The sequence below is a fragment of the Brevibacillus sp. Leaf182 genome (assembly GCF_001423865.2).
In the GTDB taxonomy this organism is placed as follows: Bacteria; Bacillota; Bacilli; order Brevibacillales; family Brevibacillaceae; genus Brevibacillus; species Brevibacillus brevis_C.
Genome location: NZ_LMPN02000037.1, coordinates 387,293 through 412,556, shown reverse-complemented (window position 1 = coordinate 412,556; position 25,264 = coordinate 387,293). Strand labels below are relative to the sequence as shown.

General features: G+C 46.0%; 29 protein-coding genes and 1 pseudogene. 22 read left to right on the top strand and 8 right to left on the bottom strand.

Annotation, left to right across the window (positions count from 1 at the left end):
• The first annotated feature begins 186 nt into the window (after nt 1-186).
• Nucleotides 187-474, top strand: a complete 288-nt coding sequence (locus ASG16_RS29000; protein ID WP_056487939.1) for a hypothetical protein — start codon at nt 187-189, stop codon at nt 472-474.
• A 90-nt stretch (nt 475-564) separates the two neighbouring features.
• Nucleotides 565-1,482: an aldo/keto reductase gene (locus ASG16_RS28995; protein ID WP_056487936.1), complete on the top strand. Its 918-nt coding sequence runs from the start codon at nt 565-567 to the stop codon at nt 1,480-1,482.
• Here ASG16_RS28995 and ASG16_RS31440 read toward each other — a convergent pair.
• The 4 genes and pseudogenes from ASG16_RS31440 to ASG16_RS28975 all read right to left on the bottom strand — a co-directional run.
• Nucleotides 1,452-1,589, bottom strand: a pseudogene (locus tag ASG16_RS31440) (DUF3885 domain-containing protein); the annotation flags it as partial. The gene ASG16_RS28995 and the pseudogene ASG16_RS31440 overlap by 31 nt on opposite strands.
• Before the next feature lie 139 nt (nt 1,590-1,728).
• Entirely contained in the window at nt 1,729-2,121 is a 393-nt protein-coding gene (locus ASG16_RS28985) for a YkvA family protein (protein WP_048033235.1), read from the bottom strand.
• 202 nt (nt 2,122-2,323) lie between these two features.
• Nucleotides 2,324-3,307 carry a zinc-dependent alcohol dehydrogenase family protein gene (locus ASG16_RS28980; protein ID WP_056487933.1) on the bottom strand — a complete coding sequence of 328 codons (984 nt, stop codon included), beginning with the start codon at nt 3,305-3,307 and terminating at the stop codon, nt 2,324-2,326.
• A gap of 159 nt (nt 3,308-3,466) precedes the next feature.
• Complete coding sequence (locus tag ASG16_RS28975) at nt 3,467-3,676, bottom strand: CDGSH iron-sulfur domain-containing protein (protein WP_056487930.1); 210 nt, start codon at nt 3,674-3,676, stop codon at nt 3,467-3,469.
• Nucleotides 3,677-3,866: 190 nt separating this feature from the next.
• Between ASG16_RS28975 and rtpA the strand changes: the two genes are divergently transcribed.
• Nucleotides 3,867-4,037: an anti-TRAP protein gene (gene rtpA / locus ASG16_RS28970; protein ID WP_048033232.1), complete on the top strand. Its 171-nt coding sequence runs from the start codon at nt 3,867-3,869 to the stop codon at nt 4,035-4,037.
• A 91-nt stretch (nt 4,038-4,128) separates the two neighbouring features.
• Here rtpA and ASG16_RS28965 read toward each other — a convergent pair whose 3' ends face one another.
• Entirely contained in the window at nt 4,129-4,503 is a 375-nt protein-coding gene (locus tag ASG16_RS28965; protein WP_056487927.1) for a DoxX family protein, read from the bottom strand.
• Between the two features lie 151 nt (nt 4,504-4,654).
• Here ASG16_RS28965 and ASG16_RS28960 point away from each other — a divergent pair, with 151 nt between their 5' ends.
• The 4 genes from ASG16_RS28960 to ASG16_RS28945 all read left to right on the top strand — a co-directional run bounded on the left by ASG16_RS28960 (nt 4,655) and on the right by ASG16_RS28945 (nt 9,698).
• Nucleotides 4,655-5,341: a response regulator transcription factor gene (locus tag ASG16_RS28960; protein ID WP_048033230.1), complete on the top strand. Its 687-nt coding sequence runs from the start codon at nt 4,655-4,657 to the stop codon at nt 5,339-5,341.
• Complete coding sequence (locus ASG16_RS28955) at nt 5,334-6,335, top strand: sensor histidine kinase (protein ID WP_056487924.1); 1,002 nt, start codon at nt 5,334-5,336, stop codon at nt 6,333-6,335. The genes ASG16_RS28960 and ASG16_RS28955 overlap by 8 nt, the downstream gene beginning before the upstream one ends.
• Before the next feature lie 85 nt (nt 6,336-6,420).
• Nucleotides 6,421-7,104 (top strand): ABC transporter ATP-binding protein, encoded by a 684-nt coding sequence (locus ASG16_RS28950; RefSeq protein ID WP_016739677.1) that lies wholly within the window; start codon nt 6,421-6,423, stop codon nt 7,102-7,104.
• Nucleotides 7,101-9,698 (top strand): ABC transporter permease, encoded by a 2,598-nt coding sequence (locus ASG16_RS28945; RefSeq protein WP_056487920.1) that lies wholly within the window; start codon nt 7,101-7,103, stop codon nt 9,696-9,698. The genes ASG16_RS28950 and ASG16_RS28945 overlap by 4 nt, the downstream gene beginning before the upstream one ends.
• Nucleotides 9,699-9,816: 118 nt before the next feature.
• Here the strand turns inward: ASG16_RS28945 and ASG16_RS28940 are convergent, their stop codons facing one another.
• The gene (locus tag ASG16_RS28940) at nt 9,817-10,344 is read right to left on the bottom strand and encodes an isochorismatase family protein (protein ID WP_056487917.1); all 528 of its coding nucleotides are present in this window, start codon (nt 10,342-10,344) and stop codon (nt 9,817-9,819) included.
• A gap of 117 nt (nt 10,345-10,461) precedes the next feature.
• On the opposite strand from ASG16_RS28940, the gene ASG16_RS28935 reads away from it, so the two are divergent.
• From ASG16_RS28935 to ASG16_RS28865, 15 genes are all read left to right on the top strand, one after another.
• A complete protein-coding gene (locus tag ASG16_RS28935) occupies nt 10,462-11,106 on the top strand; it encodes a hypothetical protein (RefSeq protein ID WP_056487915.1) in 645 nt (214 codons plus the stop codon).
• Between the two features lie 172 nt (nt 11,107-11,278).
• Nucleotides 11,279-11,980 carry a YjjG family noncanonical pyrimidine nucleotidase gene (locus ASG16_RS28930; protein WP_056487912.1) on the top strand — a complete coding sequence of 234 codons (702 nt, stop codon included), beginning with the start codon at nt 11,279-11,281 and terminating at the stop codon, nt 11,978-11,980.
• A 73-nt stretch (nt 11,981-12,053) separates the two neighbouring features.
• Nucleotides 12,054-13,883: a UbiD family decarboxylase gene (locus ASG16_RS28925; protein WP_056487909.1), complete on the top strand. Its 1,830-nt coding sequence runs from the start codon at nt 12,054-12,056 to the stop codon at nt 13,881-13,883.
• 252 nt (nt 13,884-14,135) lie between these two features.
• Complete coding sequence (locus ASG16_RS28920; protein ID WP_056487906.1) at nt 14,136-16,106, top strand: BglG family transcription antiterminator; 1,971 nt, start codon at nt 14,136-14,138, stop codon at nt 16,104-16,106.
• The gene (locus ASG16_RS28915; protein ID WP_056487903.1) at nt 16,066-17,211 is read left to right on the top strand and encodes an amidohydrolase/deacetylase family metallohydrolase; all 1,146 of its coding nucleotides are present in this window, start codon (nt 16,066-16,068) and stop codon (nt 17,209-17,211) included. Before ASG16_RS28920 ends, ASG16_RS28915 begins: the two co-directional genes overlap by 41 nt.
• Before the next feature lie 104 nt (nt 17,212-17,315).
• Nucleotides 17,316-17,573: a hypothetical protein gene (locus tag ASG16_RS28910; protein ID WP_241970853.1), complete on the top strand. Its 258-nt coding sequence runs from the start codon at nt 17,316-17,318 to the stop codon at nt 17,571-17,573.
• Between the two features lie 32 nt (nt 17,574-17,605).
• The gene (locus tag ASG16_RS28905) at nt 17,606-17,968 is read left to right on the top strand and encodes a glycine-rich SFCGS family protein (protein ID WP_007727312.1); all 363 of its coding nucleotides are present in this window, start codon (nt 17,606-17,608) and stop codon (nt 17,966-17,968) included.
• A gap of 3 nt (nt 17,969-17,971) precedes the next feature.
• On the top strand, nt 17,972-18,310 hold the full coding sequence (locus ASG16_RS28900) for a DUF4312 family protein (RefSeq protein ID WP_056487897.1): 339 nt from the start codon (nt 17,972-17,974) through the stop codon (nt 18,308-18,310).
• Nucleotides 18,311-18,331: 21 nt separating this feature from the next.
• Complete coding sequence (locus ASG16_RS28895) at nt 18,332-19,120, top strand: DUF4311 domain-containing protein (RefSeq protein WP_056487894.1); 789 nt, start codon at nt 18,332-18,334, stop codon at nt 19,118-19,120.
• On the top strand, nt 19,120-19,770 hold the full coding sequence (locus tag ASG16_RS28890; RefSeq protein WP_048033218.1) for an EF_0833/AHA_3914 family membrane protein: 651 nt from the start codon (nt 19,120-19,122) through the stop codon (nt 19,768-19,770). Before ASG16_RS28895 ends, ASG16_RS28890 begins: the two co-directional genes overlap by 1 nt.
• Nucleotides 19,771-19,810: 40 nt before the next feature.
• Entirely contained in the window at nt 19,811-20,926 is a 1,116-nt protein-coding gene (locus ASG16_RS28885) for a DgaE family pyridoxal phosphate-dependent ammonia lyase (protein ID WP_056487891.1), read from the top strand.
• 5 nt (nt 20,927-20,931) lie between these two features.
• Nucleotides 20,932-21,654, top strand: coding sequence for an EF_0839/AHA_3917 family putative aldolase (locus tag ASG16_RS28880; RefSeq protein ID WP_056487888.1), 723 nt, complete (start codon nt 20,932-20,934; stop codon nt 21,652-21,654).
• A 33-nt stretch (nt 21,655-21,687) separates the two neighbouring features.
• Nucleotides 21,688-21,945 (top strand): HPr family phosphocarrier protein, encoded by a 258-nt coding sequence (locus ASG16_RS28875; protein ID WP_056487884.1) that lies wholly within the window; start codon nt 21,688-21,690, stop codon nt 21,943-21,945.
• A 328-nt stretch (nt 21,946-22,273) separates the two neighbouring features.
• Nucleotides 22,274-23,278: an aldo/keto reductase gene (locus ASG16_RS28870; protein ID WP_056487881.1), complete on the top strand. Its 1,005-nt coding sequence runs from the start codon at nt 22,274-22,276 to the stop codon at nt 23,276-23,278.
• 20 nt (nt 23,279-23,298) lie between these two features.
• Complete coding sequence (locus tag ASG16_RS28865) at nt 23,299-23,712, top strand: SRPBCC family protein (RefSeq protein WP_056487878.1); 414 nt, start codon at nt 23,299-23,301, stop codon at nt 23,710-23,712.
• A 140-nt stretch (nt 23,713-23,852) separates the two neighbouring features.
• Here the strand turns inward: ASG16_RS28865 and ASG16_RS28860 are convergent, their stop codons facing one another.
• Both ASG16_RS28860 and ASG16_RS28855 read right to left on the bottom strand, forming a co-directional pair.
• Nucleotides 23,853-24,554, bottom strand: coding sequence for a DUF4386 domain-containing protein (locus ASG16_RS28860; RefSeq protein ID WP_056487876.1), 702 nt, complete (start codon nt 24,552-24,554; stop codon nt 23,853-23,855).
• Between the two features lie 239 nt (nt 24,555-24,793).
• The gene (locus tag ASG16_RS28855) at nt 24,794-25,138 is read right to left on the bottom strand and encodes a YkgJ family cysteine cluster protein (protein WP_056487873.1); all 345 of its coding nucleotides are present in this window, start codon (nt 25,136-25,138) and stop codon (nt 24,794-24,796) included.
• Nucleotides 25,139-25,264 lie beyond the last annotated feature (126 nt).

Below are 25,264 nucleotides of genomic sequence, written 5' to 3'. Positions count from 1 at the left end.
AGAAGACCGAACGGGGATGGTGCCCGGCGGTCTTTTCTGTTTGTTCAGCAATGATTGCAGAAAAGCATGATTGGAAGCGAAACTTTTTAATGGTTCGTGAGTATTTTCATGTAGATAAACCCGAAGGAGGGTGTGCGATGAAGGAGATGAATTACGGTCATTAACTTCCCAAAAAGGAGGTTAGTGATGAGTAGAAGTTATAAGAAGTTCCCGGTTGTAAAGGATAAGAGCGGGCCAAGCAAAAAGTTCGCAAAACGGTTATCCAGTAAGGCTGTAAGAAGATACAGTTCTGGCATTCATGCGGGACGCATGTATCGGAAAATTTTTTGCTCATGGATTATTAATGATTTCTGGTTTTACAAGTCATTTCGAGAGGCCATTCGAGATTGGGAGACAAGTGATGTCCCTGCGGTGAAGGCGAAGACGAAAAAACAAATCATCAACGAATGGGCGAAATACTACTACCGAAAATAGAAGAATCAATGGTGTATAGGGAAGTTACACCAAACAAAGAGTCCTTCCGTGGTAATTGGGGAAGGACTTAAATTGAATCGGAGGATTGACATGCGAACGATACCACTCGGCACGAGCAAGCTAGAAGTACCAGTCATCGCAATTGGGTGCATGAGGATTGGGTCACTAGGCAAGCTGCAAGCGGAGCGCTTTGTACAAACAGCGCTTGAAGAAGGGGCGAACTTCTTCGACCATGCAGATATTTATGGAAAAGGCAGATGTGAGGAAATATTTGCGGAAGCGATTCAGATGAGCCCTAGCGTTCGCGAGCGTATCCTTTTGCAATCGAAATGTGGCATCCGCCCCGGCATGTTCGACTTTTCCAAGGAGCATATTTTGAACGCAGTGGATGGCATTCTAAAACGCCTAAAAACAGATTATTTGGATGTATTGCTACTGCATCGCCCAGACACGCTTGTCGAGCCGGAAGAAGTAGCGGAAGCGTTCGATCTTCTGGAAAGCACGGGTAAAGTGCGCCACTTTGGCGTCTCCAATCAAAATCCGATGCAGATCCGGCTGTTAAGCAAATATGTGAAGCAACCAATCGTCGCCAACCAGTTGCAGCTCAGCATTATGAACGCGACGATGATTTCGCAAGGCTTCAACGTCAATATGGCGAACAACTCGGCTGTGAACCGCGATGGCAGTGTACTCGACTTCTGCAGGCTGCATGATATTACGATTCAGCCCTGGTCGCCGTTCCAGCATGGATTTTTCGAAGGATCTTTCCTTGGGAACGAGAAATTTCCTGAGTTGAACAAAAAAATCGATGAAATGGCAGCTACATATGAAGTATCCAACACGACAATCGCCATCGCTTGGCTACTACGACACCCGGCGAACATGCAACCTGTCATTGGTACGACGAATATCGACCGAATGAAAGATTGTGTGAAAGCAGCACATATTCGTTTGACGCGAGAAGAGTGGTATGACATCTATCGATCTGCCGGAAATGTGTTGCCATAGCTCCAATGCGAATAGCTTTCATAAATCCCTCTGATTGTGTCAAGAGAAGTGGCTAGTAAATCACAGCCTCGATCGTCATAGATGTGAAAGATGGTTTGTTTGCTCATAAAAGGATTTTGACTCAAAAAGGATTCCAATATCCCAGCTATCAAACAAAGGTGGTCTAAGCATTAACGCTGGAAATGTATGGTGTAAATACTCGTGTAACGTCACCAAAGCACCTCGCACTACTCGAATGGATTGTACCTATTCCTGTAAAAATTCTTTTTGTTTCCACTCTTTGTATTGAGTAAGGTCGCTGCTTACTTGTCGAAACACCAATCCAATGATTGTCGCATCATCTAATAAACCAGCAACAGGAATAAAATCTGTGATGGCGTCTATGGGTGAAACAAAGTACAAAATCCCGGCAATAATCATCAAGATGGATTTAACAGGGATTGTTCGATATTTACCACTCGTCCAATCACCGAAAATTTGAAAGAGTAGCTGTAAATTCTCCCACACATCTCCGATCGCTTTTTTATCTGCTTTTTTCATTGCTTTTTTTAGGAGATTAGATGCTTTTTCTTTATCGTTCAGATATTCAGAGGCTTTTGATTCATAATTTTTAAGAAACCTCTTTTCATGTTTAGCCATAGGACCTCCTATGTTTCGCCGAAGCAAAAAAGGGTGAGAAAACGCTCATTTTTGGCTTCGTTGTTATTTAAACCACTTGTATATCCCAAAAGTCCGAGGTAGTATAGGCAATTTACATCTACATTTTCGCTACAGCGAGAGCTTATCATTTATTTTGCCCGTAGAAAAGTAGCGTTTCGGATGTACGATAGCATCCAAGCGATTACACCAAGACGATTTTCCCCTTACGATGAGGGCTCTCCGCAAATTGCACTGCCTCTCTTACATCATGCAAGGCAAATTTTGCTCCTGGCTCTGCTAAAAAGAGCTTCTCATTCTGAACGAGCTCGATGACTTTCTCAAACGTTTCGTGCCAGGTAGACACGGAAACGCGTTGATTCCAGTGGCGCAATAAAAACAGTTGAGGGAGAACGCCAAGCTCTTTCGAGATCATGGACCAATCCACTTGAACTCCCGATAATAGGCCTAACGACAAGAAAGTCCCACCGGCACGTGTAGACTTCGCCAGCTCTAAACCATCTGGGCCGCCAATGGAATCAATAGACGCATGAGCACCTCGTCCGTTCGTTACACTCATGATGGCATCGTAGATAGACACACATGAACTGTCGAGGACATGCCATGCCCCGAGTTGCATCAACTCCTCGGTATATCTTGCGTTTCGAACGATGGCGATCACCCGAAAACCGAAAAGAGCGGATAGCTGAATAAACAAGCGGCCAATGGCTGAGTTGGCTGCATTGACTAGCAAAACCTGTTGAGAAGATAGTTGAAGGGTCTCATTGCAGATGACCCACGCAGTGATAGGGTTGATGTACAACTGACATGCCATATCATCCTGGATCGAATCAGGAACTACAATGGCTAGCTCAGCCGTCGTTTTTACGTATTCTTGCCACGTACCCTCACCACGCAAAGGCAGAACACGTTTCCCGAAAAGAGAGCGGGGAGCAAAAGGACCGGTATCAATAACGGTACCAACCCCTTCATACCCAGGAATGGAGGGAAGGTTGATACGATGCTTGTAGGCACCTCGAATCGGGATGACGTCAGAAGGATTTATAGGACGTGCGCTCATTTTCACCAAAATTTCATCTTGTTTCAGCGGTTCAATCAGCCGCTGTTCAATCTTCAATACTTCATGAGGTTCACCAAATTGATTGTAACGTACTGTTTGTGCATACATGGTTGTGCACTCCTAACATTGCCTTGCGCGGGATCGGAATGTCATTATTTTAGGTATAAAAAAGAAACGCCGTCAATCAACTTTCGCTGTAAAGAGGAAACAATTTGACATAAAAAAGCGGTTGAAAGTGAAAAAAGAGCGCATCTGCGCTCTTTCGAATCATGCTTTTGCTCGTGGTGCACTTTCAAAGCCGATTTTTTTATGCGTGCCATCACAGAACGGTTTCTTCTCGGATTGACCGCATCGACAGAGTGAAAAAGATGAACCGACTTCATACTTGTCACCTGCTCCATCCAGCAATTCAACTTCACCCGTAACACGAATGGAACCATTGTCGTTAATCTTGATGGTTACTTTTTCTTGATCCACATGTCATCCCTCCTTTTTTACTATCTTTACCTACTATGATTTCAATCAGAAGGGTATGTAGTAAATAATTGCTGCTCTACATGGGAAGAGCCTGCCGCAGCGATCGTGAACCTGCTGGCAGCCCATGACGAATTCGTGTTAAAATCAGGACAAGGTACGGTTATTTTTAGCAGGGAAAGGGTTTTGTCTCATGACGATTTCGATGGATGACTTAGAGCAATCCTGCTGGGAATGCGAAGGCAAGGGGATTCTTTTGAATGAAAACAAGCAAGAGGAATCATGCCCCAAATGCCAGGGTAAGGGAGCCATTCTTACCGCACAAGGTCAGACCCTCCTACACTTTATAAAAAAGCACTTGTAAACGAACGAGCTTGAAGAAAAAGCGGGAGGCCGTCAAATCCTCACCTGGTTACGGGTGGGAACTGGCGGCCTTTTTAGCGAGCCATAAGACTCTAAACCGACGTAGCATGATTCGGCTGTTTTTTGCTACCACTCCGGCGACCGATCAGCAAGAAAACGAGGAGTAAGACAAACGGAATGGCTACGGTAGTCGTGTCACCGTGTAAAAGAAGAGTGATTGTAGCACCAAGCATAATCACAGCGAGCGCATAGGCGGCGTAACGTGTATACTTTTTCATCAGTAGGCCCAGTCCGCCAAGCACCTCGCCTAAACCGATTACAACTTGGAACCAATGGGGAAACCCGAATGCTTGGAAAGCGAGTGTTGACTCTGGATGTCCAATCAGCTTATAAATACCAGATGAAAGAAACATCAAGCACAACCCTACGATCAATACCCATTTTGCGAAAATACGCAGACCTATCATACCGAAATCCTCCAATCGTTTCGTTGATGGATTCAGTTTAAACCGCCCATTATGACATCTTTTGTCATATAGCTATGCTTATCGTTTGCGTTTCGTAGATCAATCGTATATAGATGGAGAAAACAATGAATGACAGTGGGGAGGATTACCATTGAAGGTTTTAGTAGTAGAAGATGACAAGACGATTGCAGATGGTTTGCATTATTCGCTTTCCAGTGAGGGTTATGAAGTAGTTCTTTGTGAAGGGAAGCAAACTGCCATTGAAACAATCAAGCAACAGCGTTTTGATATTTATTTACTGGATCTAACTTTGCCAGATGGTAATGGCTATGAGATTTGCGAATATGTAAAAGAAAATCAGGATGCACCTGTCATCTTCTTGACGGCGTGTGATGATGAAATCAATGTGGTTCGAGGGTTAGATATGGGGGCAGACGACTATATCACAAAGCCGTTTCGTATCCGGGAGCTGATTAGCCGAATGAAGTCATCCCTTAGGCACTACCAAAAAGAACCCACCCCGACTGACAAAGTGAAGATTGGACATGTTGTCGTAAATACAAAACTGGCTAAAGTGTACAAAGGAACCGAGGAAGTGATGCTGACTGCTTTAGAATACCGGTTACTGTTGGCATTCATAAATAGTAGAGGGCAAGTTCTGTCCAGAAATCAGTTGTTAGAGGGCATTTGGGATCTAGATGGTAACTTTATCAATGACAATACTCTTTCGGTCTACATTAAGCGGCTACGAGAAAAGTTGGAGGATGATAGCCAGAATCCCAAAGTGATAGAAACCGTACGCGGACTTGGCTATCGAATGAGTGGAAGTCATGCTTAAAAACAAGGAAATCCGGAAGTTATGTATGTATAGCGTAGTTATTTCCATCATTGGGATCACGATTCTTTGGATAATCGATTGGAAAGCGGGGATTGTGGCGATTGCCATGGTATTGCTGCTCCTTTCATGTTTTTTCTTGTTTACCCGCAAACGTTATCAGGACATCAGTAAGCTCGCTTATTATTTGGCTGCTGTATATTCAGGTCAACCCACGATGGATATTAGGGATAACGTTGAGGGTGAATTGAGTATTCTGAAAAATGATATTTATAAAGTGACATTAACGTTGTCCGAGCAGTCTACTCTGCTGAAAAAGGACAAACAATACTTGGCAGATACTCTTTCGAACATCTCCCATCAGCTAAAAACGCCACTTGCCTCTATGTTTGTCATGGCTGATTTGTTAAACAACCCTAGTCTGCCAAAAGAGAAGAGGGAGGAGTTCTTAGGCAAGATTATCAATCAGTTGAAGCGTATTGAATGGCTCGTGACTTCATTGCTCAAGCTGTCCAAAATCGATGTGCAGAGCGTTATTTTCAAGAAGGAATTTGTATCTGTCAAAAAAATGATAAACAAGGCATTAGAACCACTCCTTGTCCCCATGGAATTAAAAAATCAGGAGCTTTCTTTCTCCTGTAAAGAAGACCTTTTCGTGTATGCGGATGAAAACTGGACGGTAGAAGCCATCTTGAACGTAATGAAAAACGGGATTGAGCATACGCCGGTTGGGGGGCGTATTGCTATTTCGTGTGAGGAAACACCCTTGTATACACAAATTGTCATTACCGACAGTGGCGAGGGGATAAGCCCGGAAGATGCTCCACACATTTTTGAGCGATTTTATAAAGGGAAGAATGCAGGAGTGGATAGTATTGGAATAGGGCTAGCCATGTCTAAAACAATCTTGCAAAGTCAAAACGCCGATGTGTTTATGGAAAGCCAGACTGGTGTAGGCACAACATTCAAAATCAAATTTTACAAGCAAATGATGTAGATGACAAAATTGTAAGAATGAATGTCACCGACGAGACATGTTTGGCAGCTATTCTAAACGTAATTACTTATCTGGGAGGATCATGATGGAGATTTTGCGAGTAGAGAACCTGTCAAAGACGTACGGTGATGGCGAAACAGCTGTTACTGCATTGAACGATATCTCATTTTCCGTACAAAAAGGGGAGTTTGTGGCGATCATTGGACCATCTGGTTCAGGTAAGTCTACCCTTTTGCATATTCTGGGGGGCGTTGATACGCCCACATCCGGTAAGGTGATTGTTGACCAGACGGATATGTACGCGATGGATGAAACGGCACTGGCCATCTTCAGACGCAGACAGATTGGACTTATCTATCAATTCTACAATCTGATCCCTGTCCTTACTGTAGAGGAAAATATTACTTTGCCGTTGCTGTTGGATGGTAGAGAAGTAAATCAAGATATCTTTTCCGGTATCGTAGAGACTCTAGGTCTTCAACAGCGATTAAAGCATCTGCCAAACCAGCTTTCTGGAGGACAGCAGCAGCGTGCGTCCATTGGTCGTGCCTTGATTAGCAGTCCCGCTATTGTATTGGCTGATGAGCCTACGGGGAATCTGGACAGTAAAAACAGTGCTGAGATTGTGAAGCTCTTGAAAAAATTACACAAAGAACGGCATCAAACTCTGATTGTTATTACACATGATGAAAACATTGCCTTGCAAGCAGACCGTATTATTGGCATTTCGGATGGCAGGATTTCTAGAGATGAGGTGATCCGGCGATGAATATCGTAAATCAGCTCACCTTACGTTATATGAAGCAGAATAAGAGCCGTACGCTTGTTACAATCATTGGGGTTGTCATTTCTGTCGCAATGCTTACAGCAGTATTTTCGATTAGTAGTTCTTTCATGGATATGATGCAGCGAAACGCGATTGCCTACTCTGGCAAATGGCAGGCAGCTTTTCTCAATGTTGCAGGAGAAGATGTTGCGGTTATTACAAATACAGATGTAGTTGAGAGATACGACATTGACCAGAAACTCGGATTTGCACGACTTTCCAACTCTGCAAACCGCGTGAAGCCTTATTTGTATATTACTGGACACAATAATCATGATGTAATAGGGGTGAGCCTAATTAATGGGCGTTTGCCTCGGAATGAAAATGAACTGGCACTTTCATCGCAGTATCTTCAAACCGCCGGGGTAAGCTTGAAGGTTGGAGATGTAGTCACATTAGATTTTGGCAACCGCAGCTTGAATATAGATGGGCAGAGCGAGGCGTTGGGCAACAATGATGCCTATCAATCAAAGGAAGTCTTTACGCCTACAAAGACGAAAACATACACCATTACAGGGATTGTTGAAGCACCAGATAAAGAGCACGAAGCAATGGCTGCATACCGTGCATTTAGTGGTCTTTCCGAGGATGATCTAGAGGAGGGATCTCCCTACACGGTAAGTGTTGAATATAAGGATTTTAAAGGTTTAGGGAATGATATTTATGAAACGAGTAACATGATTGCAAGTAAGGTGAACGGAGTAAAGGATCAAGTTAAATCGAATGGAGTAAAAGTCAAGTACAACCGGGATCTTTTGCTTTATTCGGGGATTTCGAATGATTCCCACTTTCTAACCACCATGTATCTGGCAGTCTTAACCGTTGGAAGTATCATTCTGATTGGATCTGTCTCACTAATCTACAACGCGTTTGCGATCTCGCTTTCAGAGCGTAGCCGCACATTAGGGATGTTATCTAGCATAGGGGCAACCAAACAACAAAAAAGGGCGTCTGTGTTTTTTGAAGCTGCTGTGATCGGGGTCATAGCTATTCCGGCCGGGTTGTTTTTTGGGTCCATTGGCATTGGTGTTACTCTCCATTTGCTCAGCCCATTCATTCAAAAAATATTTGTCGTAAGCGAACCGATGCGATTGGTGATAGAGCCGTTTAGTATGGTTGCTGTCATTTTGTTTTCCATTTTGACACTGTTCATTTCTGCATGGTTTCCAGCAGTGAGGGCATCGGGAATTACACCGATAACTGCGATCCGCCAGACAAAGGATATCGAAATAAAAGGAAAAGATGTTCGAACATCCAAAATGACCCGTAAGTTGTTTGGATTTGAAGCGGAACTAGGATTAAAAAATCTGAAAAGGAATAAACACCACTATCGCTCAACTATCTTTTCTCTTGCGATCAGCGTAATCTTGTACCTAGCAGCTTCTTCCTTTTCGTTGTATATGGATAAGTCCTATAATATGGCGCAAGCACCGCTACCCTATGATCTGTCAGTATACGCAAGAGGAGCCGATCTGGAAAGGGTAAGGTCATTAACAAATGAATTGATGTCTGTCCAAAACGCAACAACGAAAGTGAAGACCCAACTTCTTTTTCATGATCTAGTCCTCAACGAAAACGAGGTTACCACAGACATATCCAGTCGCCATACTCTTGATCCAGATGGGAAATACTACATGTCTTCAAACATTGTTTCTCTTGATGAGGCCTCTTTTGCAGCGTATCTGCAAACCGCAGGGATTGATGCGAAGAAATTGGAAGGAGACCAGATTTCTGCAATACTTGTCAATCGGTTCACCTTGAAAGAACAGCATAATTTTACAGATATCTCTCAACTAGCAGTCCAAGAGGGAGCTGAAATACCTTTCACGAAGGTTGATGGAGCTAAAATCCGAATTGCTTCTATCACGGATAAACGTCCACCTTTTATGCTACGCTACCAGGAAGATGCTTTTACGGTGACGTTTGTTGTTTCTGAACGAAGTTTTGACAAGCTACTAGAATTAGGTAACGATATGTTGTCTCAACAAGTTACCAGCGAGGTTCAATTTACAACAGATCAGTCTGTGGCATTGGAAAATGAAATAAACCCGATTATTAACGAATATCCAGATGTACATGTCTATACGACTAATCTGATTGAGGAGCGTCAGGATGCAATGAATCGCGCCACAGTCACATCCGTATTCCTTTATGGGTTTGTGGTTCTCATCGGACTCATTTGTATGGCAAATATTATCAACACGATTTCGACAGGGATGGCCTTGAGAAAACGTGAGTTTGCGATGTTGGCTTCCATTGGCATGACGCCAAAGGGCATGAAGAAAATGCTACGCTTCGAAGGATTCTTTTATGGAATGAAGTCGCTTATTTACGGTTTACCGATTAGTTTATGCGTGATGTTTTTCATCTACATGAGCCTTAGCCGGAATTTTGAATTTGCTTTTACGTTGCCTTGGGCGAATCTTTTCATTGCAGGGATAGGTGTGTTCTTTATTGTGGGTACATCAATCCTCTATGCGACTAGAAAACATCAAGAACAGAATATCGTTGAATCGCTGAAGAACGAAAATATCTAATGTAGAGGGTAATTTTTGGGAACGGTCTAGATAAACAAAGGCATTGAAAAACTCGCCATCCAATCCACAATGGGAAATCGATGGCGAGTCCTCGGATAACAGGTACGACCTGCTCATATCATTTGTATTTTTCAGCGTACTCGGCGTAGTTTACTACTTCAATGACACTCGACCAACGGAGAACGGTTCCTACAAACTGATGAATGTCTAACCCTTGCATACCGTATGATTCGGCGGTATTGGTTGTACCAGTCGCGTCCTTAATGAAAGTCACTTTATATCCGCGATCATAGGCAGCGATCGCCGTAAACATACAACAAAATTCCGTCTCAAAACCAATGATAAAAAGATGATCGACCCCTAACTTTTCTAAAGTCTGTGTGAGTTCAGTTTGGAAGAAAGAACTAGGGGTTTGCTTCTCGATCAAGTAGTCGGAATAGTCTTTTAATGGAGGGTGTATTTCAGAACCGATAGAGCTTCTATTCAGTGGACTTTCTTCTGCATCATCGATATGTCTGATAAAAATGACAGGACGATTGCTCTCTTTAAAATCCTTGATCACCTGTTCCATCAAAAAAAGTGCCTCTTTGTAATCCCCACAACTCACAATTCCATTTTGCACATCAATCACTAAGAGTGCGTTCATTCCTTCACCTTCCTTTTACCATGTTGAGAAATAATTCGGAAAGATGGAGTGTACTTCCTGCAAGGTAGAAACCATGAGATAATAAAGGGAAGGAAATAATAGGAAAGGTTGAGTTAGATGAAAGTTTCTTTTTCTTATGCATTTATACTTGTCGCATTTATTCTTGTTACAGGATGTGGTTCAACCAATTCAAGTACTTCATCCGTGTTTTCCAATTTAGCGACGCAAGGCTCTTCTTCCACGAGTGAAGGTACAGAGGCAGTTGCGGAATCAGAAAATAATAACATCGCTACGTACCTTTCGTTGGCTGTACTCGCCTTACATGAAGTGAATGGCTTTGAAGCTGGAGAAGAATTTCCACCGGAATCCAAAGCGTTTTTGGCAAAGCATGCTCATTTGTTTCCAGCAACCGGGGATAAAGTGAAAGAAGCCCAGCAATTAGTCGATCATAATGTGCAACCGAAACATATCAATAAAAATATTTCCAAGTATCAAGCCTCGATGATTCAAGATAAAGGAACAGTGTTGAGCATCGAAGAGGAAGAGATACCGGAAATCGGGACTTTTTCTGTCTTGCATGTCGTCAATGACGAGGAGGATAGCTACCAAGTTGTTTACCTAGGAGCATTAGATATTTATGAAGATGATACGGTTGAATTTGTGGGCGTCCCAACCTTGCTCTCTGGCTTCGAGAATGTAAGTGGTGGATACACGAATTCGATCATCATTGCAGGGAGCTATGTCGGAAAAAGTGCGAATTAAGCAAGAGTAGTCGAAAAAAAGGATCGCCGCTCGCTCCTCTACAAAATCTTTCACGGCCTCGAATGGTACAGTTCGAGGCTTTTTGTATGCAGTTTTGCCTGCTGTTTTTGATATGATAGAAAGGTGTTAGTTTGTGCGAATACTTGTTCAGTAAAGATTTATGGAGGTTGCCATGCGCTATCAAGTCATATTATTCGATGTAGATGATACACTTCTCGACTTCAAAAAGACAGAAGAAAATGCACTGCAAAAGACGTTTTCCCAATTTGGACTCGCTACGGGATCGTCTGATTATGGAGCGACTTACAAAGAGATCAGTAAAGGATTGTGGGAGGATTTAGAAAAGGGGCGGATCACTCTAGCAGAGCTGGGCGTAGAGAGATTTCGGAGACTTTTCAAAGCTGTTCAGCTAGATGTCGATGCAGAGGCGTTCGGCAGCGCCTATCTCGAATCCTTGGGCAAAGAAGTGCATTTGGTACCGGGAGCGGTTGAATTGTGCAACAGTTTGGAGGATTGCCGTTTGGTGATCATTACGAATGGGTTCGCCTCTGTTCAAACGGCAAGAATTGCCGCTTCACCGCTTTGTAACACTTTTGAACACCTGATTATTTCCGAAGAGGTCGGCTATAAGAAGCCGGATCGGGAAATTTTTGAATACGCGTTTTCCAAACTGCAATGGACGGAGAAGGCGAACGTACTGATGGTGGGAGATTCGTTGACTTCTGATATACAAGGGGGAGTCCAATACGGGATCGATACGTGCTGGTTCAATCCTTTGGGCAAGGAAAATCAGACGAGCATTCAGCCAACGTACGAAATCAGAGAACTGAGCGAGCTTCAAGAAATTGTGCGGAAGGGTAACGTGAATTTGTAGGATCTTTCCTGTATGATTAGAGGGTATTGATCTACAGATAAATCTATAATCTAGTGATTGGAGCCCTATAGATATGTATCAGAATTTAGAAGAGTGCATCCTTGACTTGGAAAGGCACGGACATTTGGTCCGTATTCGCGAAGAAGTAGATCCCTATCTGGAAATGGCCGCGATTCATTTGAAGGTGTATGAAGCTGGGGGACCAGCCTTGCTGTTTGAAAATGTAAAAGGCTCAAAATTTCGTGCGGTATCCAATCTTTTTGGCACAATCGAGCGCAGCAAATTTATTTTTAGAAGCACTTGGCAAGCCGCTGAAAATATCATCGCCATGCGTAATGATCCGATGAAAGCGCTAAAGCAGCCATTTAAAAATATCGAGAACGGCTTTGCTGCACTGAAGGCTTTGCCTGCAAAAAAATCGACTAGCATGCCCGTAACTGCACAGGAAATCAGCATAACTGACCTACCACTCATCCAAAGCTGGCCAATGGATGGCGGAGCTTTTGTTACGCTGCCCCAAATCTATTCAGAAGATCCGGACAAGCCTGGAATCATGAATTCCAATTTGGGTATGTACCGTGTGCAGTTGACTGGTAATGAGTATGAAGTAAACAAAGAAATTGGCTTGCACTATCAAATCCATCGCGGAATCGGTGTCCACCAAGCCAAAGCGACTAAAATGGGGATGCCGCTAAAAGTAAGCTGTTTCGTGGGCGGACCACCAGCACATACCTTATCGGCGGTAATGCCATTGCCAGAAGGCTTGAGTGAAATTACTTTTGCTGGCTTGCTATCTGGGCGTCGTTTTCACTACAGCTATATCGATGGCTACTGCATAAGCAATGATGCGGATTTTGTGATCACAGGAGATATTTATCCTGAAGATACGAAACCAGAAGGACCGTTCGGCGACCATTTGGGCTATTACAGTCTGATTCATCCATTCCCTGTGATGAAGGTAAAGAAAGTGTATGCCAAGCCGAATGCCATCTGGCCATTCACGGTTGTGGGTCGTCCGCCACAAGAAGATACGTCGTTCGGTCAACTGATTCACGAGTTAACGGGCGATGCGATCAAGCAAGAAATCCCGGGTGTAAAAGAAGTCCACGCAGTAGATGCTGCTGGCGTACATCCGCTGCTGTTTGCCATCGGAAGCGAGCGATATACGCCTTATCAGCAAGTTAAACAGCCGACGGAGATGCTCACCATCGCCAACCGCATTTTAGGGACGGGCCAATTGAGCTTGGCCAAGTATTTATTCATTACTGCTGAAGAAAATCGACCATTGACGACGCATGATGAAGTTGATTTTATGACCTATATTTTGGAGAGAATCGATTTGCATCGCGATGTTCATTTTTATACGAACACGACTATTGATACGCTGGATTATTCGGGAACGGGCTTAAACAGCGGCAGTAAGGTTGTCCTCGCTGCTTACGGCGATCAGAAACGCGAGCTGTGCAAAGAGGTGCCGGATGAGCTGAAGGATTTGCGAGAGTTTGAGAACGCCCGCTTGATTATGCCAGGTGTGGTGTCGATCCAAGGTCCTGCTTTTATCGATTACGCGAGCGCCCAGCAGCAATTACAGAATCTGTGTGACGCGATTCAAGCGAGAGGGTCGATCCCGTCTTGCCCGATGATCATCCTTTGCGATGATAGTAGCTTCATGAGCGCGTCGCTACAAAACTTCCTGTGGGCAACCTTCACCCGAAGCAATCCATCCCACGACATTTACGGTGTTAACAGCTACTATGAGAACAAGCATTGGGGTTGCGATAATTTGATCATTGATGCGCGTACCAAGCCCCATCAAGCACCACCATTGGTACCAGACCCAACTGTTGAGAAAAATATCGAGCGACTGTTTGTCAAAGGGGCAAGCCTGGGAGGAATCCTGTAAGCACCTCTTACTAGAAGAGGTCCGTAACCTTCCGTTGCGGACCTATTTTTGTAATTATGTCAAGTAAGTGATGAAAAAGAGATGGCTTCTTGTTTTAATCCGGAGTCATCTTTTTCATTGCTGTCGAATTGAACTGATAATTGCAAAAATTGCACGATTGATGGGGAAAGGAATCGTTCTTTACCACCGAGAAAGCGTTTTCTATAATGAATCTCAAGTAAGGACACAGCTTTTTATGGAAAGGAGAAAGGAATGGTCTTTTTAACCACACGTTCCCATGCGTTACTGAAGGTGATACTCGACAGCTACTATCCGCTGAAAATCAAGGATGTCGCGCGCGATTTCCAGGTAAGCGAACGCACCGTCAAGTACGATCTGGATAACGTCAGGCAATGGCTAAAGGAACGAAATGTCATCCTCCATTCTCAACCGAATAAAGGGCTGTGGATCACGGAAGAGCAAGAGCATCGAAATGCTTTGAAGGAAAATTTGCAAAGTAATGACAGCAAGACGCTCATTCTGCCGCAAAAGGATCGGGTCAAGCATTTTTTGTTCATTCTTCTGCTGTCAAAAGGGTATCAGCGGATGAACGATTTGGCCGACCACATGGGAGTCAGTCGCAATACCGTTGTGGCCGATGTCAAGGACGCGGAAAAGCTGCTCGATGGCTGGCGTCTCGAGCTCGTCACGAAACAAAGGTACGGTGTACGGGTAGACGGGAGTGAGCGGCACAAGCGGTATGCTCTCGAAAACTTGATTCACGATCTGTTGGATGGAATTGACATGTATCGGATGGTACAAGGGATGTTTTTAGAAAATGGACAAGAAGCGAGAACAGGTCCGTTATTGGAGAAATGGCTGATCAGCCGGACAGAGCTAGGAGAGATCATTCACAGCATCAAAGCATGGATGAATGCTGCTGCCGAGACGCTAGCAGACCGAGCTCTGATTAGTTTATTGATTCGCCTATGCATTGTCGTCCATCGTGTACATCGGGGCCAATTGGTCACTGCGGATGATGCCGAGATGGGAGAAGCGAGGCATTGGAGTGGATACGAGCTGTTTTCACACGAGGTTCGAGCATTATGTCAGCGATTGAACGTCGATATTCCCGAACACGAGATTGCGTATGCGTGCCTTCCGCTGCTAGGGACTGAACAGGTGCCAAGAGAGGCGCGTGCAGGGAGGATTGTCTTGGATGTTTTCCAGGCAACGAAGGAGCTAACGGAAGCGGTTAGCAGCCGGATGCTGGCACCGTTGTACGAGGATCACGAGCTGGTCAGACTGCTTTTTGCTCATCTGGATGACAGTTTGAACCGGTATCGTCAGGGCGTTCTTTTTGCGAATCCACTGACGGAGGAGATTCGCCGTTCATACGCACGCATGTTTGATGCCGTTAAACGCTCTTGCGAAGAAGTGTTTTGGCATCGCGGGGTCTACTGGCTTGATGCAGACATTGCTTACTTTGTCCTGCATTTCCAAGCAGGTTATGATCGATGGCTGGAGCAGAAAAAGGCAGATGCGCTTGTCGTTTGCGGAACAGGCAGAGGGACTTCACGGTTTTTGAAAACGTACTTGGAAAGCGAATTGCGTTCACTTCGGGTCGTAGGCCTGTGTTCCAGCACAGAGGTAGAGAAGTATTTGGCGAGTCGTCGCGTAGATGTCATCATCAGTGTCCTGCCGATCAAAGCCGAGGTGCCAGTTGTGATTGTCAGTCCTCTTCCAACACGCCAAGATATCAACCAGATTCAGAACTGTCTGGAAGCGTTGCAAGTGGAGGACGGAAATCGACAGCAGGCTGTAAATGCTCGCAAGGAAGCTTGGTTTCCCACGCTGACTGCTGATCTCAATCCATCAGATTTACCCGTGGTGGAGAGGCTGTCCCAGGATGTTATCTGCAAAGGGTATGAGATCAGTCAGAAAATCGTGACTGCCTTTCGGGAGTACGTAACGGAACAAACGGCGAGCGGACTTACGCTGCACCTGCTGCTGATGGTGAATCGACTGGCTTTTGGATCACCTTATCAGGAGGAGTGGGAATCGTCGGCTGAGGCAGAATCGAAAGAATGGAAGGCATGGCGTGAAAAGCTGAATCAATTAATGGCTGAGGCCAACCTCCAGGTTCCGCCGAGTGAAGTGACGGCCATTATGCGCTATTTTTCAGGAAAGGGGACGGTAGAGAGTGAAAGTGGATCTACTCATACGCAACGGACGGGTCATTGATCCTTCCCAGAACCTGAACGGGCACTATGATCTTGCCATTCGGGAAGGGCGGATCGTTGGGTTGTATGAGAAAGGGAAGACAACCGATGATCAAGGGATGAATCTGGAGGGCAAGGAGACGATCGATGCAGAAGGATATGTGGTGACACCTGGTCTGATCGATCTGCACGCTCATGTTTTTCCGACAAAGACGAGCTTGGGCGTAGCCGCGGATCGGGTCGGGGTCGAGCAAGGAGTGACAACCGTAGTAGATGCTGGCAGTGTCGGGCTATGGTCGTTTGATGCTTTTCTTGAAGAAGCTGTGTATCCTTCTGTTACTCGTGTTCTGGCATTTCTGAACATTTCAGGGGATGGCTTGTGCACAGGCGGCGGGGAGCTCGCAGACATGTCGCGGTTAACCCCCAGAGAAGCCGTAGCCCTCATAAGAAAGCAACCGATATTACGAGGGATAAAAGCCCGCATGAGCGGTTCTGTCGTCAAGCAAAACGGGATACAACCCTTACTCGTAGCCAAGGAAGCGGCGAGAGAAGCGGGTGTACCCATGATGGTGCACATCGGAAACGCTCCGCCAAAACTCACGGAAATATTGCCTCTGCTAGACCGAGGAGACGTGGTGACACATGCGTTTCACGGGAAAAAAGGAGGAATGTTCGACGAACGAGGCGAGTTGATGCCAGAGGCGCAAGACGCATTGGAAAGGGGAGTCTTACTCGATATCGGGCACGGCGAAGCGAGCTTTAGTTTTCAAACACTGCGCCATGCACAGGCCCAAGGTATTATGCCACATGTCATTAGCACGGATGTTCACCAGCGCAACATCGATGGTCCAGTGCACAGCTTGACGCACACACTTACGAAGTTTCTCGCCATGGGCTACTCGCTCGACGATGTGATTGCGGCGAGTACGCTTGCGCCCGCACGAATTCTTGGGCTAGAAAACGAGATAGGGACGTTGAAAGTAGGGGCATGCGCGGACGTATCCATATTGCAGATAAAAAAAGAGCCGACAATGTTGACCGACAGTGAACAAGAAACGGTGGAGACAAAGGAAAGAGTAGTGGCTTATCAAGCGATTACTTCGGGAAAGGTACTGACATGCAAATGATTGATGACATCCTCAAGGAACTGACTGAGACAAAATTGGATTATTTATCTGAAATTTCTGAAACAAAACAAATTCTCCAAAAAATTGAGGAGGAGTTCCGCCTCATGGAGATTCATATACCGCGAGATCGCTGGCTAGCCATCGGAGCTCATGTACTGGCATTTGTACGACGGATGACAAACGGTGAAAGGCTGCCCGTGATTGAAGCAGAGTTATTCGCCGAAATTCATCCTGATATGGTTACGCTCTCGCACAAAGTTCTTTCGGAAGAGAAGAGTGCGTGGCAGGCAGATGATACAGAAGCGTTTCTGTTAGCGGTTCATTTTGAAGCCATCCGTGCCATGCAGATGGGGCCATCGTAAAACATTGCTATGAAAAAGAGGAGGGCATGTCTATGTCTAAGGTAAAAATCGTGATTGGTGATCGTCTTGGAAAAGGACAGAACATCGCAAAAGGAATCGAAGCTGCTGGCGGGACCGCGATCGTCATTCCAGGTGTTGGCGCTGATATGAAGGTAGGAGATGTCATGGTCAGTGAAAGTGCAGACCTCGGGCTGTCCTTTTGCGGAAGTGGTGGGGCTGGGGCACTGACTGCCAAGACCAAGTATGGTTTTCCGGTCGAGTACGGCTTGCGCTCCGTAGATGCTGGTATTACTGCCTTGCGTAGCGGCAAAAAAGTGATCGGCTTTGGCTTCATGGATACAGAAGAGCTGGGCAGACGCATGGTGGAAGAATACATCAAGCTGGGAGGGAAGTAATCCATGTACACGGAGACGACGCAAACCTTGCGATTATCCGGCAGTGGCGATACGAAGGAGGGAGCCTTCAACAAGATTTTCTCCCAAATCAAGCATGTAGTGGCGAGACAGACGAGTGATTTGGTCGTGCGAATCGAACCTGTAGGCGTTTCCATTGTGTCTGCGACAGAGACAGTGAAGCATGAGCGATTTTTTGGATTGTTCTTCCCACGCAAACGGACGCGGTATGACATTACTGTAGATATACAAGTGAGGTTGGGGCTGGTCCAGGTAGAAAACATAACATTTCAGCAGCAGACCGAGCAGACTGCGGGTATGGTGCAGTTGGTTCGTCAGCGATAGAAGCAGACAGGGGGTAGGTTCATGGTTACGTTGATGATTGTGTTGAAGTCGATCGTCATCGGGGCATTGGTCGGCTTCGGTGTTGGTGCAGGGGCGGCGAGGATGTTCCATGCACCCAATGTCCAAGGGATGGGAGCATTCCGGACTTTTGGAGAGCTGAACGCATGTGCGGGCGATCCCATTTCCCATTTTTCATTTGGACTTGGCTTTTTGTTTAACTCATGGGCGTCAGTTGTCGGTGCCGGTGCGTTGACGCAAGATGTGGATCATCGTGTCATTCCGAACTGGGCCGCAGCCGTGTTGCTCTGGCGCAACAAGAATGTCGGAGAGACGTTGCACAATCCGAAGCAAATGGCGATTGCCGGAGCAGCAGTCGGTGTCGTTGTGGTCACCTTGTTGAATTCTACAGCAACGGCGATTCCCGAATCGATGCAGCTCGTCGCAACGAAGGTACTGGTTCCGGCTGCGAACTGGTTGATCAACCCGATCATGCCGATTGTGTTCTGGATGGCGGCGATGGATGCAGGCAAACGGACAGGGATTTGGGGTACGGTCCTGGGCGGTTTGTCGCACTTGGTCATGGGGAATGCGGTACCTGGAATCGTCTTGGGTATTTTGATCGGTAAAGGCTTAGATGACAGTGGTTGGAACAAAATTACGAAATCCATGTTTATTGCAGTCATTCTCTTGTTTGTATTCAGTGGCTTCTTCCGTGGTTTTGATGTCGCGCTCTTGAAAAGTATGTACGTGGAAATTCCACAATGGCTGATTGAGCTTCACGAAACATTCGGATCGGTGGTGAAAAAGTAATGGGTGAATTGCAGGCAAAAGGATTTTGGTATTCAGAATGGGCATTTCCCCTCTTTGTTGCGTGCTTGTCTTCAGGAATCTTTGCGGGTACTCATCTTTACTATGTGTATCATGTCGGTGCTTTTAACGATATCGCCATCGTTGCGATGCTGGAGGCGGGGATAAAAGGGGGTGGATACGGTGCGGCTGCCGCGTTTGGTGCGAGCTTTTTGTTCGCCCGCATTTTGGAGGGACCGCTGGTTGGGATTCTCGATATTGGCGGCTCGTTGCAAACGGGTATCGGGATTGGCGTTCCAGCATTGATGTTGGGAGCAGGCTTTACAGCTCCGTTGACTTCCTTCCCTTTGGCGCTTGCGACAGGTGCACTCTTGGGTTTGATCATTGGTACCGTGATTATTATGATTCGGAAGTACACGATCAACGCATCGAACTCCACCTTTGGTGCGGATGTCATGATGGGGGCTGGAAACGCAGCAGGTCGTTACTTAGGTCCATTGATTGTTATTTCTGCGATTATGGCTTCGATTCCAGTCGGACTCGGCGCAACAGCAGGAGCAGCGATTTTCTACTATTACAACAAACCGATTGCGGGTGGTGCGATTATCGGAGCCATGATCCTCGGCGCCATTTTCCCGATCCCGACACAATGAGGGTAGAGAGAAAAGTTTTCACAGGAAGGGTGGGCAAACCATGGGAATCTATCAGCAGCTAGGGTTGAAGCAAGTCATTAATGCAAGCGGTAAGATGACGGCACTGGGTGCAAGTGCCGTCCATCCTTCTATTGCACAGGCGATGGGAGAAGCCGCCATGGATTACGTAGAAATCAGCGAGCTGATGATTGTGGCAGGTCGTCATATCGCAGAGGCGACCGGAGCAGAAGACGGTTGTCCTACCTCAGGAGCAGCTGCAGGTATTGCCATTAGTGTAGCGGCAGTCATAGCTGGTTGTCAGTTGAGTTTGATCGAGCGGCTTCCTTTTTCCGAAGGGTTGAATAACAAGATCATCATCCAAAAAGGACACGCGGTGCACTTCGGCGCTTCCGTACAACAGATGATTGCACTGGGCGGTGGGAAAGTCGTAGAGGTCGGGCATGCCAATCACGTAGAAGCAGACCATTTGCGAGAAGCCATTGATGATCAGACCGCAGCACTGCTTTTTGTCAAATCTCACCACGCGATTCAAAAAGGGATGCAGTCGTTAGACGCGATACTTCAACTTGGTAGGGAGTTTGGAATTCCGGTAATAGTCGATGCAGCGGCGGAAGAAGATCTTCGGCGCTATATAGCGATGGGTGCCGATCTGGTCATCTACAGTGGCGGAAAAGCAATTGGTGGACCAACGTCTGGCTTTATCACAGGTCGTGCCGATCTGGTTGCCGCATGTCGCGCGCAATATAAAGGTGTCGGTCGTGCCATGAAGGTAGGAAAGGAAGCGATTGCGGGTTTACTTGTAGCACTTGGACAGTACGACCCTGAAAAACTAAATGTTCTCGAGCAGCGCAGACGAGTGGAGTGGCTGGCAGGGGAACTGAACTGCTTGTCCGGTGTGAAAGCAGTGATCGTACAGGATGAGGCAGGCCGGGCGATCTATCGTGTGCAAATTCAGCTTGACGAACAAGTGACGGGAATGACGGCTCGGGAGCTTACACGCCAGCTAGAACAAGGAAATCCAGCTATTTTTACCCGCAACCATTATGTGAATACGGGAGTGATTGCCTTTGATCCACGACCGTTTCACGAGGGACAAGAGCACATCATAGCAGCGCGAATGAAGGAACTGCTGCAAAAACAGGGTGAAGGAGAATAACAAACGTGGGCACACCAAAAATTCGTTTAAACGTTTTGGCAAGGGATGTAGAAAACGCAAAACAAATATGTTCCGTGGCTGATGGCCGCGCTCTGATCGGGATCTTGGTCAAAGGATTTGCGTCCGTAGAAGCAGCAATAACCGCTGTTGAACAATATCAGCAAGCAGGTGTTCCGGTGTCCGTAGGGCTGGGTGCAGGTGATCCTACTCAATGGAAAAAGGTCGCAGAAGTCGCGGTGCAGACCCAACCGGATCACGTCAATCAGGTATTTCCGGCAGCAGGTTATACGCTCGGGGGGCTACAAGCAGTCGGCAACACACATACCATCGTGAATGCATTAATTGCCCCCGGCGGACAATCGGGAAAGGTTCAAATCACTACGGGACCAATGAGCAACAAAGTGTCTGAATGGCTCTCTTGCGATGCAGCCGCCGCGATGCTGGCGGAGATTGGCGTTCACTCCGTCAAATTTTATCCGGTAGATGGGCTGGAAAGGCTGAATGAAATCAAGGCGATGGCAGAAGCAGCCGTACGTTATGGAATTCCTGTTTTTGAGCCAACTGGCGGGATCGATGCAGCTTCGATTCGCCCGATTGTGGAGGTATGCCTCGCCGCAGGTGCAAAGCAGGTCATTCCGCACATTTATACATCGATCGTCGACAAGGAAACGGGATTGACTCGTTTGGATCAAGTAGAGGAACTGCTGACTGCTATAGAAGGCCTGTAGTTATTTTACGCGAAAGGGATAGGAGTGAATCAAATGAGAGAGAGACAGGTCATCGTCCAGTTGGCACAGGGATTACATGCGCGTCCGGCTACTGTGTTTGTGAAAGTGGCAGCTTCCTTTTCCAGTGAAATCGGATTGAACAAGGATGAAAAGAAGGTGAATGCCAAGAGTATTATCGGCGTCATGTCCCTCGCTGTTTCAAAAGGACAATCGGTCGTCTTGACTGCGGATGGAGCAGACGCGGAACAGGCGTTGGATGCGTTGGAGCGCGTTTTGGTAAGTGTGGAGTAAAGGACAGCGACAATCTGTGATGCACCATGATTGTTGGGAGACGGATTCAAATCATAAGTAAAACAATATCAGCGGCAGTTTAAGACTTTCATTATCAAGGTCTTAAACCACCGCTTTTTCTTTTATTGGAACAGTCTAAAACATTGTTATAGCAATATGTTACTTCCGGGTTCCTATAGCACTAAAAAGTGCGTTCTTTTTTTTGATGAGGCTATACCACATAATGAGTCTCAAGACCATGATCGCCTTTGAAGAAGACGATTATATCGTTCAAGGGATATCGTCGATACGAAAGTAGTAAATCAAATTCTTTAGGAGGAATTCATATATGAAGTACATTTTGCAGGGGAAACAACTTGGTTTTGGTACGGCTCCGCTGGGCAATATGTTCCGCAACATCCCGGAAGAAGAAGCACTGGCTACTGTCGATGCTGCTTGGGAGAATGGCATCCGGTACTTTGACACCGCCCCATTTTATGGTGCTGGCTTGGCTGAGCTTCGCCTGGGTGAAGCCCTCGCGAAACGTCCGCGTGACGAGTATGTGTTGAGCACAAAGGTTGGACGTATCATCCTGGATGAACTCGAAGATCCAACCTTGCGTGACTTGGGCGAAAAAGGCGGACTGTTCGAATATGGTCGTAAAAATAAGATCCACGTGGACTACAGTGAAGACGGTACGCTTCGCTCGATCGAGGACAGCCTGAAACGGTTGCAGACTGATCGCCTGGACATCGTCTACGTTCATGATATCGCACAGGACTTCTATGGCGACGAGTGGCTTTCACACTTTGAAAGTGCTCGAAAAGGTGCCTTTCGTGCCCTGACTCGTTTACGTGATGAAGGTGTCATTAAGTCGTGGGGCCTCGGCGTAAACCGTGTAGAGCCAATCGAGATCGCGATGGCATTGGATGAAGCACAGCCGGATGCTTTCTTGATGGCTGGTCGCTACTCCCTGCTGGATCATGACCGAGCCTTGCAACGCGTGATGCCAAACGCGGCAAAAATGAATGCCAAGATTATTGTTGGAGGGCCGTACAGTTCAGGTGTTTTGGCGGGAGGTACCCACTTCGAGTATCAGAAAGCATCGCCTGAAATCATTGCAAAAGTCAATAGCATCAAAGTGATTGCCAATCGTCACAATATTAGTATCAAGGCTGCTGCGCTGCAATTTGTGCTTGCGAATCCGGCGGTTGCTGCCGTCATCCCTGGTGCGAGTCGCCCGGATCGAATCACGGAGGATGTAGCTGCTATGAACGAAGTGATTCCTGTAGCATTCTGGCAGGAAATGCGTGAACAGAAACTGGTGGCACAAGACGCTCCACTACCAATCTAACTATAAAAGGAGTAATCAACATGGCAAACACAATGGCAACGATTGAAATCTCTGCTTCTCCTGATCAAGTATGGAATTTGATCGGTGGATTTAACTCACTTCCGGACTGGCTTCCTTATATCCCAAGCAGCGAACTGAGCGAAGGTGGACGGGTGCGTCGGTTGGAAAATCCGGACGGCGATGTGATTATTGAGCGCCTGGTAGGCTTCAATGACAAAGAGCGCTCTTACACCTACTCCATTATGCAGGCGCCATTTCCTGTCACCAATTATGAATCCACGCTTCGTGTTCGTGAAAATGGTAGTAAAGGAACGCTGGTGGAATGGTCTGGTACATTTACACCGGTAGGGGTTAGCGAGGATGAAGTTATCAAGCTGTTCCACGGAATCTATACAGATGGTCTGGAAGCGTTGAAAAAAGCCGTTCAAGCTTAATCAATTGGAATTGATAGTAGAGCGAAAGGCCAAATGACCAAAAAATACGGCAACCGTGGTGTAGAACCATGTTAACTCGTTCTATACTGCGGTTGCCTTTTATGTGTATGGGGGCTCTGGATTAAAGTATGTGGATTAATCTAGCCTGTTCGAATTGAATCTTGCTCCGTTGGGGTGAATCCTTTCATGATTAGCCATATAGCCAAAACCAATTGTTGAAAGGCTATTGGAATGTTCAACATCATGTAGGCAGTATCCAGTCCGATGAAGCGAATCATAAATAACAAGCTCGCCAATATAGACAATGTAGACCCAATCAGACCCCAGACTGACAACCATCGTGGAACTAGCTTTGTTTGGTAAAATATGTAGGTAAACAAGAACATAGCCAAAACAAATGCAAGTGTTGTTGCCACATGGTTGACCAAATCACGTCCTTCCCGTAACAAGCCACCCAGGGTCTGAAAATACGATACATGCAAAGCTCCAACTTTTGCAAATTCATGACTTATTGTCAATAGCAAGAGAAGAGTGATGACACCGAGAATAATGAACACACCCGCAATGATGCCAAAAGCAACAGATCCAAGAGCTAAACCTTTGTTATGCTTACTTAGAACGGGATACAACAAAATAGGAATACCTACATAGGAAACAATCATGAACAACTGGAAAAATGCTCCTAGTAGTACCTGGTTTTCATTTGCAGAAGCCTTGACAAGGTATTCGGCTCCATCTATAACCGGAACAACACTTAACATACCTGTAACCAACCCGGCTATTAACAACACCCCAGTCATTACTGCTGACCTTCTCCCTGCATTTGTACTCTTCCTCAGCATAAAATAGCCTCCTTATAATACCATCCCTTTGCGGATGTATGTGGGACGTGCGAATGAAGAGGTCAAAGAAGGGGCGATGATGACATTTCCCTTTAACGACCAATCCGGCCGAGGAAAATTTCACCCCCCCAGTTTTATTTTATTGCTTATCATCATATTGTAAGACTTCTTCGATGGACTTTTTGGAAAATACGCGCGAAGCATAAAGCGAACTCCAACCATACCCCAAATTCCTTTCTTTAAAAATGCTTCCAAGTAAAATCAATACTCAAATACCCAATATGCGTCTCCTTGAAGGTCAGCGTTTCCTTCGTCGCCAATTCCGGTTTGCGAAAACAGACAAGGTCTTTGTGATACCCAAAAGCGCGACACACTTCCGGTCGAACGCTATGAATACCACACTGATCTTTTTGCATGTCGTAGAAGATACAAGTCCCAAACAATCTCGGTTGATTTTTCAGATTGTCACGGAGCTTATTTGGAAGCGCTTTCAATTTCTTGTGTATCATTTTATATTCCTTCTCTGTTATAGGAACAGGACCACAGCACAATCCTTTACAGCCTTGGCAAGGCAATGCATTCATATCATCTACAACCTTTCGTCATGTAATGTTTGCAAGAAAGAACAAAAAAGATGATCCTCGTTGATAAAGGAGATCATCTTAAGAACTACCGCGTTTAATTGTACTGCACTTTTATTATAGCACATG

What these genes read in the sequence shown, in the direction of transcription:
- ASG16_RS29000 (WP_056487939.1), top strand. Translation starts at nt 187, where the DNA reads ATGAGTAGAAGTTATAAGAAGTTCCCGGTTGTAAAGGATAAGAGCGGG.
- ASG16_RS28995 (WP_056487936.1), top strand. Translation starts at nt 565, where the DNA reads ATGCGAACGATACCACTCGGCACGAGCAAGCTAGAAGTACCAGTCATC.
- ASG16_RS28985 (WP_048033235.1), bottom strand. Translation starts at nt 2,121, where the DNA reads ATGGCTAAACATGAAAAGAGGTTTCTTAAAAATTATGAATCAAAAGCC.
- ASG16_RS28980 (WP_056487933.1), bottom strand. Translation starts at nt 3,307, where the DNA reads ATGTATGCACAAACAGTACGTTACAATCAATTTGGTGAACCTCATGAA.
- rtpA (WP_048033232.1), top strand. Translation starts at nt 3,867, where the DNA reads ATGACGATTTCGATGGATGACTTAGAGCAATCCTGCTGGGAATGCGAA.
- ASG16_RS28965 (WP_056487927.1), bottom strand. Translation starts at nt 4,503, where the DNA reads ATGATAGGTCTGCGTATTTTCGCAAAATGGGTATTGATCGTAGGGTTG.
- ASG16_RS28955 (WP_056487924.1), top strand. Translation starts at nt 5,334, where the DNA reads ATGCTTAAAAACAAGGAAATCCGGAAGTTATGTATGTATAGCGTAGTT.
- ASG16_RS28950 (WP_016739677.1), top strand. Translation starts at nt 6,421, where the DNA reads ATGGAGATTTTGCGAGTAGAGAACCTGTCAAAGACGTACGGTGATGGC.
- ASG16_RS28945 (WP_056487920.1), top strand. Translation starts at nt 7,101, where the DNA reads ATGAATATCGTAAATCAGCTCACCTTACGTTATATGAAGCAGAATAAG.
- ASG16_RS28940 (WP_056487917.1), bottom strand. Translation starts at nt 10,344, where the DNA reads ATGAACGCACTCTTAGTGATTGATGTGCAAAATGGAATTGTGAGTTGT.
- ASG16_RS28935 (WP_056487915.1), top strand. Translation starts at nt 10,462, where the DNA reads ATGAAAGTTTCTTTTTCTTATGCATTTATACTTGTCGCATTTATTCTT.
- ASG16_RS28930 (WP_056487912.1), top strand. Translation starts at nt 11,279, where the DNA reads ATGCGCTATCAAGTCATATTATTCGATGTAGATGATACACTTCTCGAC.
- ASG16_RS28925 (WP_056487909.1), top strand. Translation starts at nt 12,054, where the DNA reads ATGTATCAGAATTTAGAAGAGTGCATCCTTGACTTGGAAAGGCACGGA.
- ASG16_RS28920 (WP_056487906.1), top strand. Translation starts at nt 14,136, where the DNA reads ATGGTCTTTTTAACCACACGTTCCCATGCGTTACTGAAGGTGATACTC.
- ASG16_RS28910 (WP_241970853.1), top strand. Translation starts at nt 17,316, where the DNA reads ATGGAGATTCATATACCGCGAGATCGCTGGCTAGCCATCGGAGCTCAT.
- ASG16_RS28905 (WP_007727312.1), top strand. Translation starts at nt 17,606, where the DNA reads ATGTCTAAGGTAAAAATCGTGATTGGTGATCGTCTTGGAAAAGGACAG.
- ASG16_RS28900 (WP_056487897.1), top strand. Translation starts at nt 17,972, where the DNA reads ATGTACACGGAGACGACGCAAACCTTGCGATTATCCGGCAGTGGCGAT.
- ASG16_RS28895 (WP_056487894.1), top strand. Translation starts at nt 18,332, where the DNA reads ATGGTTACGTTGATGATTGTGTTGAAGTCGATCGTCATCGGGGCATTG.
- ASG16_RS28890 (WP_048033218.1), top strand. Translation starts at nt 19,120, where the DNA reads ATGGGTGAATTGCAGGCAAAAGGATTTTGGTATTCAGAATGGGCATTT.
- ASG16_RS28885 (WP_056487891.1), top strand. Translation starts at nt 19,811, where the DNA reads ATGGGAATCTATCAGCAGCTAGGGTTGAAGCAAGTCATTAATGCAAGC.
- ASG16_RS28875 (WP_056487884.1), top strand. Translation starts at nt 21,688, where the DNA reads ATGAGAGAGAGACAGGTCATCGTCCAGTTGGCACAGGGATTACATGCG.
- ASG16_RS28870 (WP_056487881.1), top strand. Translation starts at nt 22,274, where the DNA reads ATGAAGTACATTTTGCAGGGGAAACAACTTGGTTTTGGTACGGCTCCG.
- ASG16_RS28865 (WP_056487878.1), top strand. Translation starts at nt 23,299, where the DNA reads ATGGCAAACACAATGGCAACGATTGAAATCTCTGCTTCTCCTGATCAA.
- ASG16_RS28860 (WP_056487876.1), bottom strand. Translation starts at nt 24,554, where the DNA reads ATGCTGAGGAAGAGTACAAATGCAGGGAGAAGGTCAGCAGTAATGACT.
- ASG16_RS28855 (WP_056487873.1), bottom strand. Translation starts at nt 25,138, where the DNA reads ATGAATGCATTGCCTTGCCAAGGCTGTAAAGGATTGTGCTGTGGTCCT.